At 59.8% G+C, this 16066-nt stretch carries 16 protein-coding genes; all 16 read right to left on the bottom strand.

The features are described from left to right. Positions 1–69: 69 nt before the first annotated feature. The 16 genes from C5J26_RS20280 to C5J26_RS20210 all read right to left on the bottom strand — a co-directional run bounded on the left by C5J26_RS20280 (position 70) and on the right by C5J26_RS20210 (position 16054). Positions 70–1173 (bottom strand): hypothetical protein, encoded by a 1104-nt coding sequence (locus C5J26_RS20280; protein WP_105403416.1) that lies wholly within the window; start codon positions 1171–1173, stop codon positions 70–72. Positions 1174–1189: 16 nt separating this feature from the next. Then, entirely contained in the window at positions 1190–4405 is a 3216-nt protein-coding gene (locus tag C5J26_RS20275; RefSeq protein WP_105403415.1) for a DUF4815 domain-containing protein, read from the bottom strand. 18 nt (positions 4406–4423) lie between these two features. Beyond that, entirely contained in the window at positions 4424–5509 is a 1086-nt protein-coding gene (locus C5J26_RS20270) for a phage tail protein (RefSeq protein WP_105403414.1), read from the bottom strand. Next, the gene (locus tag C5J26_RS20265; RefSeq protein ID WP_105403413.1) at positions 5506–6381 is read right to left on the bottom strand and encodes a baseplate J/gp47 family protein; all 876 of its coding nucleotides are present in this window, start codon (positions 6379–6381) and stop codon (positions 5506–5508) included. The genes C5J26_RS20270 and C5J26_RS20265 overlap by 4 nt, the downstream gene beginning before the upstream one ends. A gap of 32 nt (positions 6382–6413) precedes the next feature. Beyond that, entirely contained in the window at positions 6414–6788 is a 375-nt protein-coding gene (locus C5J26_RS20260; protein ID WP_105403412.1) for a GPW/gp25 family protein, read from the bottom strand. A 185-nt stretch (positions 6789–6973) separates the two neighbouring features. Further along, positions 6974–7531: a hypothetical protein gene (locus C5J26_RS20250; RefSeq protein ID WP_245441224.1), complete on the bottom strand. Its 558-nt coding sequence runs from the start codon at positions 7529–7531 to the stop codon at positions 6974–6976. Beyond that, entirely contained in the window at positions 7528–8310 is a 783-nt protein-coding gene (locus tag C5J26_RS20245; RefSeq protein ID WP_105403410.1) for a hypothetical protein, read from the bottom strand. The genes C5J26_RS20250 and C5J26_RS20245 overlap by 4 nt, the downstream gene beginning before the upstream one ends. Positions 8311–8326: 16 nt before the next feature. After that, on the bottom strand, positions 8327–8692 hold the full coding sequence (locus tag C5J26_RS20240) for a hypothetical protein (RefSeq protein ID WP_172745960.1): 366 nt from the start codon (positions 8690–8692) through the stop codon (positions 8327–8329). 4 nt (positions 8693–8696) lie between these two features. Beyond that, positions 8697–9020 (bottom strand): DUF2190 family protein, encoded by a 324-nt coding sequence (locus C5J26_RS20235; protein ID WP_105403408.1) that lies wholly within the window; start codon positions 9018–9020, stop codon positions 8697–8699. A 46-nt stretch (positions 9021–9066) separates the two neighbouring features. Then, on the bottom strand, positions 9067–10602 hold the full coding sequence (locus tag C5J26_RS20230; protein ID WP_245441223.1) for a hypothetical protein: 1536 nt from the start codon (positions 10600–10602) through the stop codon (positions 9067–9069). Between the two features lie 27 nt (positions 10603–10629). Then, complete coding sequence (locus C5J26_RS33280) at positions 10630–11262, bottom strand: HK97 family phage prohead protease (protein WP_245441222.1); 633 nt, start codon at positions 11260–11262, stop codon at positions 10630–10632. Further along, positions 11259–12791 carry a phage portal protein gene (locus C5J26_RS20225; RefSeq protein ID WP_105403407.1) on the bottom strand — a complete coding sequence of 511 codons (1533 nt, stop codon included), beginning with the start codon at positions 12789–12791 and terminating at the stop codon, positions 11259–11261. Before C5J26_RS20225 ends, C5J26_RS33280 begins: the two co-directional genes overlap by 4 nt. Before the next feature lies 1 nt (position 12792). Beyond that, the gene (locus C5J26_RS20220) at positions 12793–12984 is read right to left on the bottom strand and encodes a phage head-tail joining protein (protein WP_105403406.1); all 192 of its coding nucleotides are present in this window, start codon (positions 12982–12984) and stop codon (positions 12793–12795) included. Positions 12985–12993: 9 nt separating this feature from the next. Then, on the bottom strand, positions 12994–14724 hold the full coding sequence (locus C5J26_RS20215; RefSeq protein ID WP_245441234.1) for a phage terminase large subunit family protein: 1731 nt from the start codon (positions 14722–14724) through the stop codon (positions 12994–12996). After that, a complete protein-coding gene (locus C5J26_RS33275; RefSeq protein ID WP_245441221.1) occupies positions 14639–15244 on the bottom strand; it encodes a hypothetical protein in 606 nt (201 codons plus the stop codon). Before C5J26_RS33275 ends, C5J26_RS20215 begins: the two co-directional genes overlap by 86 nt. A gap of 243 nt (positions 15245–15487) precedes the next feature. Further along, positions 15488–16054 carry a hypothetical protein gene (locus C5J26_RS20210; RefSeq protein ID WP_105403405.1) on the bottom strand — a complete coding sequence of 189 codons (567 nt, stop codon included), beginning with the start codon at positions 16052–16054 and terminating at the stop codon, positions 15488–15490. Positions 16055–16066: the final 12 nt, after the last annotated feature.

Genomic DNA, 16066 nt, shown 5'->3' with positions numbered 1-16066 from the left:
AGGGCGGGGTCTGTGGCGGCGACAGGGATAGTGAAGCCTCCGGCGCGGAGGTGCCGGTCTTTTTGCTGGTCAGTAGCCAATCCAAACGTGAACCTCACCGGTCAACGTGGCCGTGCCCGCGGTGGTGGTAAAAGTAAGTGAGGTGAGATTTTGATTAAGGGTAACCTTGTCGGTAATTTGACTGAGGCCAACCGCTGTTCTTCCCTGCCCCACCGTAAACCAATCCGCTCCCGCACCACCGTCGTTTTCGCGGTAGAGGTCCAGAACACCGATGTATGGACCCGCAAGTGCCGTGCGGCTTAAATATATACCCGTAGTGTAAGCCGTCATTCCGACGGTGCTGGCCGCGATCGTAGCAGTGGCGCCATTATATCCAGAGAGGACCACGCCAACACCGGTTCCGAGCCGCATGAATAGCTCGGCGGCCGCGCTGGCCGTAATTTCATATAGCACCCGAACATGATTGACCTCAAAGGGGATGGTATTCAATCCTTGGAACGTCCCGCCGGTGAGCGTGGTTGTCCCCAAAAATTCCATTTCCTTGCCGGCCGGAAAGGCTCGGTTTGGCCAGGTAACGACCCGATCCGCCGTCAGGGATTCCGTATTGAACGTCAGCGCGCTCGGAGTGCCAGCCGCGTTGAACAGCTTGAAGGAAGAGGATGCAAACTGCGCGTTAGTAATCGTCCGCGCTGTCTTGAAAATGCTGCTGATCAGCCCTGCCAACGTCCCACGCTTTTGCGTGGTGGCGGTGACGTATGCCAGTTCATCAGCATCGTCGAAGGCGTTGTCGCTTGTACCAGAAGACAGCAGGGCTGCCTTATCAGCCAAAGCAGCAGTCGTAGCCGCAAAAGAAGCAGTCGTAGCCGCAGCATCTGCCTTGAGGGCAATGGCCGCCTCCAACAGGACGATTAGGTCGGCCAAGGCGGCGCTGACGAAGGCGGTATTGGCTATCTTGTTGCTGCCATCGCCAGGCGTAGCCGTTGGCGCTGTCGGCGTCCCCGTGAATGCAGGGGAAACCAGCCCGGCCTTGACAACGATCTGTGCGAAGGCGTCGGACACATCCGTGTCAATGTCGCGTAGGGCGGCGATGATCCGCCCTACGTCAGTTGCCAGATCATTTCCAACAAAGGGCTCCGGATACGCCCGGTTTGGCGTGGTGTTCAACGTCGGCATATCAATTCCCTTGAAGTTAGACCGTGAAGGCCCGCAGATCGGCCACGCTTGGTCGTGCCGCCGGCGTGCCGGTCAACGTCAGCTTGATGCGGCCACCCAAGGGCGCCGCCACACTCGCGTCGCTGTAAGTCCGCTCGATGAAGCCGAGGTCGATCGGCGCAGCCAAAGTCTGGCTGACCGCCCCCCACACGTCGTTCAGCGCATCCGTCTCCACGGTCAGCGAAGAGCCAACAGGAAGCTTGGTGGAGGCAATGACGTCGAGCCGCACATCTGCGCCGAAGGTGAAGCCGCGGCTGACGTAGACGCCCTCATCCTGCATCGTGCCGAGTACCAGCAGGATGTCGCGACCGACAACAGGCGATACCGTTGCGGCTCCCGTAAGGATGGCCCGAACAGTTAGGTTGCCCGTGAAGAACGATGTGCGCTCCCATACCTGGTCGGGAAGGACACGAACCGGGGGCTCGCCTCCAAAGACCAGTTCGAAGACAACCGAAGTCGCCTCCGTCGGAAGGAACACATCGGCGCGCACGAGGACGTCAGAGACGTCTGTTACGGCGTAGGTGCCTAGGGCGACTGTCAGCGTTGTTGGAGCAAACGCTGCGCAGTTCAGACGGAACGTGATGTCCGAATCCTGGTGGACCGTCCAACTAACCGCGTTACTCGAGCTAAACCGCGTGCCGACGGTGTACGGCTGCGCCGCAATCCACTGCTGGTTCAGGGCGTCGAACGCGCCACGATCCGCAACGGATATGCTGTGATCCGGGTCATTCGTCTTGACCACGAACGCGAACATCTGCCCCGCCGGAAGGAAGAACGGCACGGGAAATGGGAACTTCGTCCATGTGCCAGTCAGGACCGACTGCATGTCGATTTCGGTCTGCGCAATGATCTCCGTGGTCGGGAATCCGTTGTCGACCGTCACGAACTCTATGATTACAGGCTCGTCGCGGTCACCAATGGCGCAGAATTTGATTTCGACGCTGCTGACGTGGCGCCCTTCCGTGAGCACAAAAGACTGTGCTTGCGGGTCGGTGCTGCCACCAGTTCCATCGGTCGTGCCGCCGCCCGTGTCTACCCAGTTATTCCGCTCAGGCGGAACGCTCTGGAAGCGCTGAACGGTTGTGACCTGCTGAAGCTCTATCCGCTCCATCCGGCCTTCACCGGTAAAGCGCGCCGAGCAACGAGTGCCAGACCCGCCGACTGCCACGACAGCCTTCGCACCAGATGTCACATTCTCCGGAATGGAGAAAGTGCCAGACACCACGCCATCACCGTCTGCAACAAGGCTGCCCGGGTTGACGTCGATGCCGTCAAACGTCAGCTCGTCCAGCGTTTCGCCTGGGCCAAACTGCCTGATTGTGAAAGCCACCGAAATCTGGCGCAGGAAGCGCAGCGGTGCGGTTCTGGTGTTGCTCAAGACCTGCGAGTTGGTGACGCGCTCTGAATTGCCGGAACCGAAGATTTGAGTCTGAGCCGAAAGCCAAACGGTCTCCTGCTCAGTCCAAAAATCCTGCGCCGGAACGATCTGAAGAACGGCAGGAAGCGGCGCAAACGACATGTAAGGGTTGATTTTGACGCAGCCGGAAACAAGCTCCTGACCAATGGTCAAAACGTCCGTATAAGGTAGCGTCAGCGTCGCTCCGGCGTCGATCTCCTGAAACGTCGGGACAATCGGAATCTGGAACGAGCCATTGAAAACCGCCCCATTTTGAGCCTCACCCGCATCGCGGAAATCGTCGTTCAGCAACGGATCGCTGAAAATGCCGGTGCGCCCTGCGGGTGCCCGTGCATTGATGTCGACGGTCTGTTTTTGCAGGGATACCTGGTTGAACAGGTCAAGCACGTTGTTGTAGAGCCGGTCGATCTTCTCGAACGAGTAGGCGCGAATCCCGTCATTGGTGACAGTCGGCGTGCCGAACCAGTCGTTATTGATCGTAGCCAGCGACAGAAGCGTCTTCGGCACCTGTGGTGGCTGCGGCTGTGATGGAGCGGATAGCCCCTTCAGGTAAACCACGTTGCCGTCGCGGTCGAGGCAGAGCCTGTCGGCACGCGGCAGCTTGTTGGTGTAGCCAAGCAGCACGGTCGTGCCCGTAACGCCACCCGTCAGTGAGACAGTGGCGTCGGTGATAGCTGCTGGCGTCACTGCGTCCAGATAGCGGTAGGTGACGTCATAGGTCGATGAGGTGGCCGGCTCTGCACCGGCAGGTGCCCAGCTCACGGAGTCGCCACTACGGACGTAGTCGGTCGTGGCGACGTAGGTGGTCGCTCCCTGCACGACAGAGATGATGGCCGTGACCGAGTCGTCAGGCAAAGCGTCAAGGCTGTTCGTCACGCCCTTTGTGAGGGTAACCGTCCGCTGTTTTGTGACGATGGCCGAAACGATTGAAGAGATTGGCGCCCGACGAACGGTGATAACCGCCGTGCCTGTGCCGCCATCTTCAAAGGTGTGCGGCTCAGCGTCGACCGTGCCAGTGTCCGGCGCTTCCGTTTCGGAATAACGCGAGGACGTCGGGCGGTTGCGCTTGAAGCCCATGATGTTGGCAGTGCCCTCTCCGATGGAGAAGACCTGCTTGCCGCTATCCAGGCCAAGCGCCGAAACGATGCAGCCGCGAACGACGTAGTTTTCGTGCGCGTCGTAGTCGTAGATGGCGATCTGCTGTTGGACGCCAGAAAGGGTCGGTGGCGCGTCCTGCGAAATGATGACGCCGTCTCGCAACGTGACGTACTGGTAGAAGTCGCCCTCCCCTGCATCCGTGTCAAATGCCCACGCATACGTGACGACGGTGCGAACGCCGCCAGGCTCGCCGTAGCTTTCTTCTGCGGCTTCGACCAAGCCAAGATAGATGGCGTCGTCTTCTGCGGTCACAATGGTCGTGGCCGAGCGAACGCCAATCTTCACGTCGCCCGTCATCGGAACGCTGGTCAATACCGACTCGGCAACCAACCGGCGCGCGCCGTCGATATAAAGTTCGCCTCCAGTGACGGTAACCGTCTCCGCATCAACATCGACGATCACGTCAGCGCCTTCAATGCGATCGCCATCGCTGGCGATAAGGTTTGCGATCCCCTTGCGCTTGGCTGATTCGATGGAGAAGGCTTCATTCAGGTCGGCGCCTTGCGAAAGGTCGCCTTCACCGAAGTAAACGCGGTCATTGTTCGGGCGGTCGGCAAAGCGATCGCGCACGCGCGCGAGCTCCGGATTGACATCCGGATCAAAAACGTAGGTGCTCATACAGCCCTCGATGTGGATTTAAATGGTGAGGTGGATGACGACGTGCTCGCGTATCGTCCTCTGGAAAGAGAAAACCGCAGCGGTCGTGCCGACGTGGATGTCTCCGTCAGGAAAATCGATCTCAGCCGGGGATAGCCAGGGTTTCGCGGGCTTGTTCGCCGTTGACTGGCCACCGAAAACGACCGCAACAGATGCGGCATCGCCGGAAGCCGCACCAAATGCGATAGATGCCTCATAGACAAGCTCGACAGTGTCGGACACGTCTTCGTAGTCAGTGATGTCGCGCACCTCGCGCAAGACCGCGGCATAACCAATGGCGTCGCCGTCGGCGTCGAATACGCCAATATAGGCCGTCTTCTGACGCATCAGCCATGACTTCAGAACCCTGGCATCTGTGACGCCTTCCCATGTGACGCCGGGTGCGGCCCATGTGATTGTCGGCAACCATGTCAGCGGGTCGCCATCTGTATAAGAGACGGCAAGGTCAGCGGCTTTTCCGGCTTCGGCTGTGGCGTCAACGAGATGCGACCGCCCATGCGACCACTTCACCTTGCCGCCGGGCAGTCGGACGCCGCTTGAGTCGCCCCACATCGAACGTCCCCACCGGGACCGCCCGTAAACGTGGCCGCGGACGTCGTAGCCGTGATAGCCACGCCAGAAGTAGGAGCGCGCCGGGTCAGACAGGCCAGCAAGATATTCGGCGCTCATCAGCCGATTGACTTCGTCGGAGCCGGGCAGTTCACCCATGCCGATCTGATATAGATGCCAGCGGCGCCTGCCGCGGACTTGGTCTTCAATGAAGATTGAAGTGTAATCGAGCCAGCCAAGCGCGGTCGTGACGGCTGCTGGCGTGCCGCGTAGGCGTTGCCATGGCCTGCCTTCGTCGATCGTATCCTCGATCGTGGCGAAGAATTGCGAAATAGGACCGAGGCCGTATTCGTGGACAAGCCAAGGTGCGACAGTCACATTGAGCGGCCGCGCGTATTTGATGCCGTGGATCTCCTGAATTGCCGGCGAAACCTCGTCGGCAAAATCGGTAGCGTGCTCCAAGGTGTATTCAAAGACCGTCGTGCTGGTTGACGGCAGAACGGTCGAGAATGTCACCGCGATCTCCCCATGAAGGTCAGGCTTACCGTGCCCAGCGCCGCAGCGCTGAAGTTGTCCATAACCACGTCATTGGCTGGCGCCGTCAGGTTGACTTTCGAAACGCCGCCGGGGCTTAGCCTTGAGACCAGCCACGACCTGTTGACGTCGAACCCGATCCCGCCCTCGTCGGCCAACGCTGCGGCAAGGCCTGCGGACAGGCCCTCAAAAACAGTCATAGGCGCTTCCGGCAGAAGCCAGATTTCAGCGGCCACGTTCACCGTAGTCTTTACGGCAGGCACGACTGTAACAATGTCGTTTATGGACCGAACGGCTGGATTATCTACCGCCGCCGTGATCTCGGCCAATAATTCGGTCGTTGGCGTCCCGCCGCCGCTCGTTGTCAGGACTGCAATCTCAAGCTCGGGACCAGTGCCCGTGCGATAGACGGCCACGTCGCGAATGTCGGCATCAACCGAGCGAGCGTGGAATTCGTACCACTCTTCAGCTCCAGCGGTGGATCTGCCTTGGTCGGCAAGCACAATGCGCTCGCGAAGTGCCTTGTCGCTTTCGCCAGTCAGGCGCGTCACGCCGTGATCGGCCGCGACCGCGTCGAGGTCGGAACCCGTAGCGTATCCCAGCAGGTTGGCCCTCGCAGCATCATTGATGCGGGCTCGTTCGCCAAGTTCCCGGTATGCGTTTGCCTGTATGACAATCATAACCGGGTCTGTTTGTAGCATCGCCACGTCATATTGCGGCAAATCCAGATCCGGATTGGCAGCCCGAACAGCCGTCCAGAGCGTCTGAAACGTCTGTTTCTGGCGCGTCACCAGAGCTTCGTAGTCTAGATTCTGAATGACCTGCGGAGTCGGCAGCGTTGATAGGTCAACCAATGTCGGCCTCCATTATGGCGGCCCGAGGCCGGTTATATCGTGAAGGCCACCCGCGCCGTCTTGTCTTCGGCAACCGAATAGTCGCTGAGGTGTCCGCGCGGGAAATACGTGCCTTGGATGATCATTGCGATTCGCCCATCGGCGTCGACTGTGGTCACGCTTCCGCGCCGCATTCTGTAGCGCGGTTCCCACTTCTCAATGGCAGCGGCGACGGCGGAATAGGCGGCGAGGATGTTTTGTCGGATCATCTTGGTGTCGACCAGATCCGGAAGACCGGAGCCGAAGTCACGGTGCATCACGCGCGAGCCAATAGCGGTCTGAACAATCTTGCCGACGGACTGCTGCGTGTGTTCCCAGTCAGTCAGCGGTCTGCCGGTTACGGCGCTTATTCCTGCCGAGTCGGTCATGTGGTTCGCCCTTCGTGACTATCGTCGTCTTTGCTGGAGGCACCCACAGCGCCACGACGTTTCCGTGTGGCGGCGTTAGCTGGAAAGCTTGTGCGTCGGTCAACTCAAACGGAGAACCGGCCACGCGCCACTGTCCTGCGACTTCGCAGTCAATCCGTGTCGTGTACTGTTTCATGGTGGGTTCCCTATTCGGGTGGGCCGGTGTTTTGCAAGCCGCGGACCACTTCGATGTGCTCGTGATCGGACCCGATGTTCTTGCCGTTGTGGGTGAGGACGGGTCCTTCAATAACGACGGGGCCTTCAATCTTGACGTCACCAACGAGTTTGATGTTGGCCGCCGTGATCGTCACTTCACCGCCGCTGGCCGTAATAACCGTGTCGCCGATCTTGATGTGGAACGGGCTATCCGTGTTCACACGCTGGTTGTCGTCGCTGTAGGTCGAGAAGTCGATTTGCGCGTCCGTCAGGTCGCCGCTTTCGGAAACCACGTCGACCTGCTCGCCCTGGCTATAGAGGACGTCGATCTTGACGCCGGCGGCGGCAATCTGCCTTGGCTTGATCCAGTCAGACAGGTAAGGCGTTTCGCCCTGCTCCGAAAGTTGAACCTTGTATCGGCCAGCCTTGTCGCCCGTGCCGATCTCGGCGACCGTACCCTTACGCCGACGATTCCTGGCGCGCCGCTCTAGTTCGGCAATGCGGTACTTGGTGTCGAGTACAAACTCCTTGAAATCGCGAGGTATCACCCAACCACCTCCGCAGGAGCAGCGTCGATCTCAGTCACATTAACATCAGCCTCAGCACCCTCAGCCGGCGTTATCCGCAGGTTGTCGCCTTCAGACCGAGTTATGCCATAGCGACGCAGCAGCGTCTGCCAATCGTATTCCGCGCCGGCTAACTGCGCCTGCATCAGCGCGATCCATTCCGTCAACTCAGGAACGGTCTCAGCTTTTGCAAAGAAAAGTGCCAGAGGCGTATTGTCGCCCAAAGGCATGCCTCGCACTGGATCCGCGAACAGCGTCACGGTCAACTTCAACTGCTGTGCGGCAAGCTTTGCCCCGCCGCCCTCGTTGCTTGTGCGCGCACGCTCCACCATTTCGTTGCCGAAGTGGAACCTGCGGAAAATCTCTGCCCACTCATTGGCGGGATCGGTCAATGCGTCGCCGATTTGGCGCGCGACGATGTCCAGAAGGAATTCAAAAGAGGCGTCGGTCGCCGGAATGCCGGGATAAATAACGCTTTCGCCAGAGTCTGGGTCAGTCTCGACGTGTGCCGCCGTGACGCCCATCTCAAACAGGAATTCGGTCGAACCGTTCGCCACGAAACCCCGCAAGGGATTGTCTTGCGACTTCGCCGCGTCGGTGTAGACCGAGATGAACGGGCGGTCCTCATCAGTCCGCAACGTGCCGTCGGCTGCGATATCAAGCGCGCCAATCTGGCTGTCAAGGACGTTGTCACCAACCAGTGTCCGGCCCTTCAGGGCCTGCACCGCGGCAATGCGGGCTGCGATGCGGTTCAGGGACATGGTTGGCCTCTTGGTGTCAAACCTGATTAAGCGCCAGCACCAGGATCGACGAATATCGGTCATTGACCGACTTCACTTCCCAGAACGGCTGGCCCGGCAGGTCCATGCCTTTGATACGGTCCCCCTTGTGGAAGACAATCGCCGGATATTTCGACCGCTCGACCACAAGCGCGGCTTCTGCGGACACCATCGTGCTGACCAGGCCAGCGGCAATGTTGATTGTGCCTTCCGGCGATGGCGTATGCAGAACGCCATTCAGCAAGGTAATGGGGCGGCCGGTATCAGCCACCCCGTTCTTCATTGGGTGATGGCGGACCTGTTCGCCGAAGGTCGCGCCGATAACACCGTCAACCCTCGCCTCTAAAGTCCGCCAGTTGACCATGATGTCAGCCGTTCAGACGAACGATGCCCGTCGAGGACGGGTTGGCAGCGACTGCGAGGGCCTTGCCGATAAGGGTGTTCGACGTGGTGACGGTCGTGCATTCCTTGGCGGTGTTGTCCCAATAGATCGCGGCGCCGACGGTCCACGCCTGCGCGGAAAGCTTGTTCAATTCGAACACGCCATCGGTCTTGATCTCGACGTCAGCGGCGTACAGCGCATCACCGCAAGCAACGCCGAATAGCGTGCCGACGAGAACGCCTGCGCCCGAAAGGACGTTTGCAGGGGCCGCAACGGTGACGGTGCTTCCCGGCTGGATATAGTTTTTCATCTCAATCTCCTTGAAGAATGCGGGCGGCCGAAGCCGCCCCTATTGATTAGGCGCCTGCATTTTTCAGGAGGCCGCGGTGATCCATGGCCTTTGCGCCGACTTCAAGGCGAGCCTTGACTTCGAGACCGTCGACGTCAAAGCCGTTGCGGGTTTCGCTGAACAGGCCGCGGTTGCCTTCGAGGTACGCGATTTCTACCGTGTCTACCTGGCTCGGGCTTGCGGCGAGATACCAGGCGGTAGCCGAACCTGCGGCAGCGGCGCCGACGGTCTTGTTGTCGATACCGTTGTCGAGGCGAGCCTCCGCAATGATCTCCAGTGAGCGCATGGAAGCCGTGGCCACCTTGTTGGAAGAGTCGGCATAGAAGATCGACTTCAGTTCCTGCTCGGCGGTTGTCTCGAGAGCAACCGGCACGATGAGGTACTGCGGGCGGATGTTCAGGACGGTCTTGCCGTCAAGATCAACCTGCTTCGCCATCTGGGCACGGGCAACGCCGAGCGACGCAACGCCGAATGCAGCGGCCGTCGGCAGGTTCTTGTGCGTGGCGTGGAACAGAGCGACGCTATCGCCCATGGTCGGGTTGGACAGGATCTGATACCAGACGAGATCGGACTCAAGCTGTGCAGCCTGCTGGCCGAGGATCTGCGGGATACGACCAAACGTATTCATGTCGTCGTTGATGATAACGCGCCGGGTGATGGCGATGACCTCACCATAGGTCGCGATGCTGTAGCTTTCTTTCGATTCAACGAGCGAACCGCGCTTGTATTCGCCGGACTCGTTGACCTTCTGGAAGCCGCCGCTGCCGCCAAGCTGCGCACGGTTGATAGCCTTGAAGTCAGCGGCCGGCACTTCGCGAACCAGCGGACGAAACGTCTGCGGAGCCTGCTCGTAGCCTGCGCGGAGCGACGTGTTGACCACGTTGCCGAGGATGACCGGGAAGTCAGATGTGCTCATGTAACCGGAACGCTGCGCAAGCGCGCGGGCTGCGATCTCATCACGGGAAAGGCCGCGGGTCCTTTCACCGCGCAGTTCCAAAGCCTCGCGGGCCATGTCCATCAACGTAAAGCCGCGGTATTCGCGGGCGCCGTCGGTCAGCTTGGTGGTCGGATCGACACGATGCTGAAGGGCTTCCGACATAACAGCGGCTCGCTTCTCGTGGTGCTCTTCGCCAACGCGAGCGGGGCTGCGGTTGTCGATCGAGGGTGCCTCACGGGCCATCAGTTTCTCCAGCAGTGCGGTGCGAAATTCATCGACCGACTTGCGGCCATCGATGTGCTCGTCACCGAGCTCGGATGCGCCTGCGTCTTTTGCCAGTTTGCGGATCTCGGAAACGCGCTTCTGCTCAGCGTCGAGCGCTTTGCGGATTTCGACGGCAACGTCTACCGGCTTTTCGGTCTGACGCGAGTCTTCGGCATCGTCAGCGTCCTTGATCTGCTTACGGACGTCGGCAATCTCTGCCAGGATCTTTTCGTGATCCTTTTCGATTGCGCGCGCAGCGTCGGCTGCGGTGTCGTCCTTGATTTCTGCCAGTTTGCCAGCGGCGCGCTTTTCGAGCAGGGCCAGCTTCTCACGAAGGGTCATTGTTGCTTCCTTATTAAGTTGGCCGGGCTAAGCCACGGTCTGGCGCTGGCGCATCGACATGCGAATGCGGCGAGCGTCGTTTTGGCCGGTGGCCGTTTCACTGACAAACTCGCAAGGCGCCATGGTGAGCGCCTCCTTGCGAATCTGACTGCCTGCGTCAGCGGGGACTGGCACCGCGGAAATCTCCAGCGGCTCCCAATCCACGACGCGCCACTCCTCGTCGGTCCCATCGCCGTGCGCGTCGGTCTTCACGACCTTATGGATAGCGTAACCAACGGAGATGTTGCGGATGATGCCATCGCGGATCTTCTCGACGATGGCTTTGTCTTCATCGGCTCGCGAAAGTTTGACCTTCGCGTATCCCTTGCCGCCCTCAACGCGAGCGGAACCGGGGACCACCGAACCGATGATATCACTCAAGTCCCAATCGCTGTGTGTATTCAGGAAGGGAGCCCCGGCGTTAAGCCGTTCGAGGCGCACCGACTTGGGGGTCACCTCAAGCACTTCCTGATAGTAGCGTTCGGAACGCCAGGACCATCGCCGCACGGCGGCGCCAGTGGTCCAGATAACTTCGATGGTGTTGTCTGCCTCGTCAAACGACGCAGACCGCACCTCGGCTGACCTCCCGAACTTCGGGAGGTTGACCATTTTCTCATTCATGAGATGTCCTCGCCATTGCCGGAAGCGCCGGCGTTGTCAGCGTCTTCGCCGCCTGTGTCTTGCTGGGTCTGGCCGGCTTGCGACATTCGTCGCGGGTCCGAGTCGAAAACCAGGCCCTTGTCGTCCAGCATCTTGTGCCACTCGACGTAGCCGGCAATGACCTCGTCTGGCGTGTAGCCAGTCTCGGCAATCGCAACCATAGGATTAAGAAGACCGGAGCGCATTGCCGCGACGCGCGCAGCAACATCCTTGGCCTCGTCGGCAGACGGGAACCTCGGCGGCGACCATTCAACAGGCACCTTCATCGACTTGCTCTTGCCGGCGAAGTAGGCCGCCTCGCAGAACCAGTCCCACAGCGGTTGGCAAATCATCGGGATGATGACTTGCCACTGAAGATCGTCGATCGTACGCTTGAACGTCTCGAGACCGACCTTGCTGGAGGAGTAATTCACCTTGTCAAGCCTGCCGGTTAGCAGCGCATGCGGGACATGGAAGCCAGCCGCAATAGTGTGCAGCATCGAAGTCTTGTAAGCGTCGTACCCGGCTGTTGCCGCAGGCTGCGAGAACTTGATGTCCCGTCCGCCGCGGGCGTGGTAGATCGTACCGGGCTCAACCTTCTCGACGATCTCCCCGTCGTTATTGTATATGCCAGGCACTTCGTTCTCGCCTAGAACAATGCCGACGCCAGCCTCTTCGTCGCCGCCAGTAACGACGCCAACCATGCAGGCTTCAAGCCGCTTACGGATCAGTTCGGCCTCTTCGTATGCCGCCAGGGTATGCAGGGAGGAAATCACCGCATGACCCCACGGAACACCAAGAGGCTGTCCGGCGCGCTGCTTCACGAAGGCGAAAGCAACGTCGTCGGATGGAACCGGAACCGACGTCATCGACGTGGTGGAATAGAGCGACGTGTTGCCGGGATGCTGCGGAAACATCCAGTAGGCAGTTGTTTTGCCGAGCAAGTCATACTCGATGCCGAGAACACCGCGACGACCATTGGTCAGATCGCCGTTCTTTGCGGCATCGAGGTGATCGACCTCCAGCACCTGCAATTGCAACGGTACGGCAAGGCCGTCCCCTGCGCGACGGCGCCGGCGGCGAATGATGCCCGTCCCCGACTCCAGCATCTCGCGTGTCGCAAGCGACACAATGCCATGGAAGCCAAGATGGCCGTCCGCATCGCACTGCCGCAACCACTGTGCGAAAAGCTCGTTGAGCTTCCGGTCCTTCGACCGAGGCACAATCCCCGCACCCACCGCGTGCGTCACAAGGACGGCAATCGCGTTGGCCGCATATGGGTTGTTCCGCACCAGATCGCGCATTCGGTCGCGAAGCAGCGTTCCCGCTGCAACGACTTCAGCTTGCGCGCTGGCATTGGTCGTTCGCCACCCCATGTTGAGGCGGTCGCGGTTTGCGCCATCGTAGCCGCGGGTCATGATGTCGATGGCCGCGCGCTGGCGCAGCCGTTTGACCCCGGCAGATGGAGCAACCCACCCGATGGCCCTGTCCAACAGATTTTGTTTTGCCATGCTAGAACGCCACCCGCGTTATCCGCGGACGAGACGACTGTTGCGCCTCGAGCCACTCCAGAGCCTTCATCATGTCCGTCAGCGAATGGTATTCGACTTCTCGATGCGTCCCGCCGGACCGGAACTGTATGCGGCGTGCGCCGGATGCGATGGCATCACGAAGAGCGGCAATCTGTGCAGTGTTATCAGTCATCGCCGCCTCCTAGAGCCAGTATGATTTAGCCTTGCGAGGCTTTGCTTGCGGGGTGTTGTCGTTTGCCGCCGACACGGTGTGGCCGGTCGAAAGTTGCTCGCGGCGCTGGGTCCAGTTGATCGTCACAAGTTCCTTGGCGGCAATCGCGTATACGACGCAGTCAAGCGCCTCGTTGCGCCTGCCAGGGACTGGGATCCACTTCCGGACGGGGCGACCACGATCCATCTTCACGACGGCCTGCTCACCCGTAAACTGCTCGTACCAAACCTCCGGTAGATCCCTCGAAAATCTAAAGATCTTGCCGTGCTGAATACGGTTCAGAATGGTGTCCTTGATGGAGTCGACACCGACGATCCACAGCGGATCCTTCTTCATCGTCTTGGAGCGCAGAATGAACGGTCGTCGCCCGCCATCGCCCTTGATGGCGACGATCTTGCGGCGAAGCCTGGGCTTCACGAACGCATAGACATGCGGCATGTGGTTGCCGTTACTGGAGTCGATCGCAACCGCGTCGATGCCAATCTCGCCGCCTAGAGGATGCCGCCAACGCTGCTTTACAATTGCATCGATGTCGGTCCAGAACTCGTCGTGCTCGTAGGATCCGTGGACGATGTCGTGGTCCAGCACCACCAGTTCGCCAGCTCCAGTATGCCCTAGGTAGGTCACCTCGCCGCGGTCGTCCTGCATGTCTATGCCGACCGTGACGGCCAGGACATCTTCAGGGAACGGCTGCTGCTCTGGTCCACCCAAGCCAAACGGCTCTGCGGAATCCATAAGGGCAAACTCGTCGATGCGGTCGCCACCTGTGCGCCACGCCTCACCAAGGATGGTGTTCACGAACGGCTTCAGCAGAAGCGGGTCGTTCTTGGCAAGCAGGAACTCTTCGGCGAGCAAACCCCAATCCGCGTTAGGCAGCGGGCTGGTCAACGAGTTGATCTTGAAGCCCGCGTGGCCCTTGACCTCTGGCTTCGTTACTCGCCAGCGGCCGCGCTGCACCATTGTCGACTTATGCTTGTGCTCTACCTCGCACCCGCACTTCGGGCAGTGCCATGCGGCCTTCTCCGGCTGGCCTTCGGGCCAGTGGATATCAGCCCAAAGCACTTCGCTGTAATCATCGCATTCGACGCAGCGAACCTGAAAAACGCGCTGGTCAGACTTGGCGTATTCGCCAGAGACATAGCTGGTTTCCTCTTCGTCCGGCGTGGAGCCGACGATCAACTTGTAATCTGCAAACTGCGCCGTCCGTCGCTTTGCCAGCGGGATCGGGTGGCCTTCCGTCGTCGGCTTCATGCCGTCGACTTCGTCCATGATCACCACGCGGGCATTGTGCGCGCGAAAGCTGCGCGGCGTTTCCGCCGATAGGATCTTGAGCGTGCCGCCAGTGAACTGGCGCATCAGCATGGTGCTGCGGTCTTTGCCGCCGGATGACTTGTCGCCGGACAGGACGCCCTGAAGAACGGGGGAGTCCGCGAACGTCGGCTCGAGGTCGGAAGTCACGAAGGACTTCGCCATGTCGTCGTTCGGCAAATAGACCAGCATCAGCGATGGGTCGTTGACGACGAAGTTGGCAACGGCGCCGGTCAGTACCGTCGTGTAACCGATACGCGCCGACTTCAAAACGGAGACCTGCCGATAAGCAGGATCCCCGATCGCGTCAGCTATCCCTTTTTGCGGAGCGTATAGCTTTATCTTTCCGGGTACGCCTGACACCGTGCTGGGCAGGCGAATTTCCTTTTCCATCCACTCGGACAAATTGATTTTCTGAGGCGGGCGAAGGGTCGCCATCACCTTCTTCAAGGTCGCCAAGGTCTGCGTCATAGATGTCAACTCCATCCGCAAGCTTGGTCATTGCATCGCGGATTTCCTCATCAAGGATCAGTGCATCCTCGGGTGAGAGTGACATCCTTTGCCGGGTGCGAGAGACGACGGCCAGCAATCCGCTGCGGATGCTAGAGACCTGTTCTGACCAAACGCGCGACACCTCCTCAAGGGGAAGCAACTCCTTGCGCAGCTTGGCGTTTCTCAATTCCTGCGTGTCAGCCTGCTCTTTTTTCAGGCGGGCCTCTTCGCGCTCTTTGTCGATGTGGTTTTCTTTGTCCTTGCCGCGGTTTGAGGCGTGCTCGACATACCGCTGGACACTTTGTGGGCCGTTGAACTCGCCGTGGCCAAGCCGGACCACAAGCCCCTCTTCCGCTAACTGATTGATGCGTCTAGTAGTTAGCCCTAGCAGCAGGCCAAGCTCCGCCGTGGTCAACTTCATCGTGGTCACCAAAAAGAAGGAAATGGCCTAGAAAAAAAGTTGCAGACTGCGCGAGGCCGGGGCCTTCCCACCCGCACAGGGCGGGGGTGGCCTGGGAGGACCCATATAGGGGGAGTGTGGCAGATGTGCAACGTGCCATTACACCACCCCCCGACTCGCATGTCAATCGGATAATATCCTGATAATTCATATATTTCTGCATTTTTCTTCATTCATCGCATCATCTGCGACGGATGGCGGCGCCTAGCTCAAGGCCCCACCTGCCAAGCGGCGCAGGTAATGCGAGACACGTACATCAAGCGCATTCTTGCCGCGATCGAAGGTCTCTGCGGTCTGGCCTGACGTGGCTTCGGTCGGCAGCACCACGTCTGACTGGACGACATGGAACTTACCACCTGCTCGCCTGAACACCTGACCATTCCAGTTGGGCTTGGTCACACGCTTAGGCCACCAGCCTGCACGCATGAACGTGCCGCTGAATATCTGCCTGGCATTACGAGGTGCAGCGCTCACGCCCTTGCGGGTCTCTCGTGCGCTGAAGTACTTCAGCCTGATCTCCCCGCCTTTGACACGGATCTCGTAGGCCAGCGTTGCCGGCGTAGATCGCGTGCGCCGCGCGACAGCCTTGCGTCCAACCTTCTTGGATACCCCAGACTGGTCAGACAGCGCCCTGCCCGTGGCAGTCGCGGCCTTGGCGCCTGTGTCGTTGATGGCCCTGCTGTAGAGGTTGCGTGCCTTGCCGCTGCCCAGGTCGCTGGATAGCTGCGTGAAGCGCCGTAGACCATCGCCTGTGATTGTGACTGTCAGCATGGGCTTGGCCTA

Origin of the sequence: Neorhizobium sp. T7_12, from assembly GCF_002968535.1 — a bacterium.
Lineage (GTDB): Bacteria > Pseudomonadota > Alphaproteobacteria > Rhizobiales > Rhizobiaceae > Neorhizobium > Neorhizobium tomejilense.
This window is presented reverse-complemented; position numbering and strand designations above follow the sequence as displayed.

Bases quoted from the DNA above. Each gene is read 5' to 3' on its own strand.
- C5J26_RS20260 (WP_105403412.1), bottom strand. From the start codon at position 6,788: ATGACCGACTCGGCAGGAATAAGCGCCGTAACCGGCAGACCGCTGACT.
- C5J26_RS20240 (WP_172745960.1), bottom strand. From the start codon at position 8,692: ATGGTCAACTGGCGGACTTTAGAGGCGAGGGTTGACGGTGTTATCGGC.
- C5J26_RS20225 (WP_105403407.1), bottom strand. From the start codon at position 12,791: ATGGCAAAACAAAATCTGTTGGACAGGGCCATCGGGTGGGTTGCTCCA.
- C5J26_RS20275 (WP_105403415.1), bottom strand. From the start codon at position 4,405: ATGAGCACCTACGTTTTTGATCCGGATGTCAATCCGGAGCTCGCGCGC.
- C5J26_RS33280 (WP_245441222.1), bottom strand. From the start codon at position 11,262: ATGAATGAGAAAATGGTCAACCTCCCGAAGTTCGGGAGGTCAGCCGAG.
- C5J26_RS20210 (WP_105403405.1), bottom strand. From the start codon at position 16,054: ATGCTGACAGTCACAATCACAGGCGATGGTCTACGGCGCTTCACGCAG.
- C5J26_RS20245 (WP_105403410.1), bottom strand. From the start codon at position 8,310: ATGTCCCTGAACCGCATCGCAGCCCGCATTGCCGCGGTGCAGGCCCTG.
- C5J26_RS20280 (WP_105403416.1), bottom strand. From the start codon at position 1,173: ATGCCGACGTTGAACACCACGCCAAACCGGGCGTATCCGGAGCCCTTT.
- C5J26_RS33275 (WP_245441221.1), bottom strand. From the start codon at position 15,244: ATGAAGTTGACCACGGCGGAGCTTGGCCTGCTGCTAGGGCTAACTACT.
- C5J26_RS20230 (WP_245441223.1), bottom strand. From the start codon at position 10,602: ATGACCCTTCGTGAGAAGCTGGCCCTGCTCGAAAAGCGCGCCGCTGGC.
- C5J26_RS20220 (WP_105403406.1), bottom strand. From the start codon at position 12,984: ATGACTGATAACACTGCACAGATTGCCGCTCTTCGTGATGCCATCGCA.
- C5J26_RS20215 (WP_245441234.1), bottom strand. From the start codon at position 14,724: ATGGAAAAGGAAATTCGCCTGCCCAGCACGGTGTCAGGCGTACCCGGA.
- C5J26_RS20235 (WP_105403408.1), bottom strand. From the start codon at position 9,020: ATGAAAAACTATATCCAGCCGGGAAGCACCGTCACCGTTGCGGCCCCT.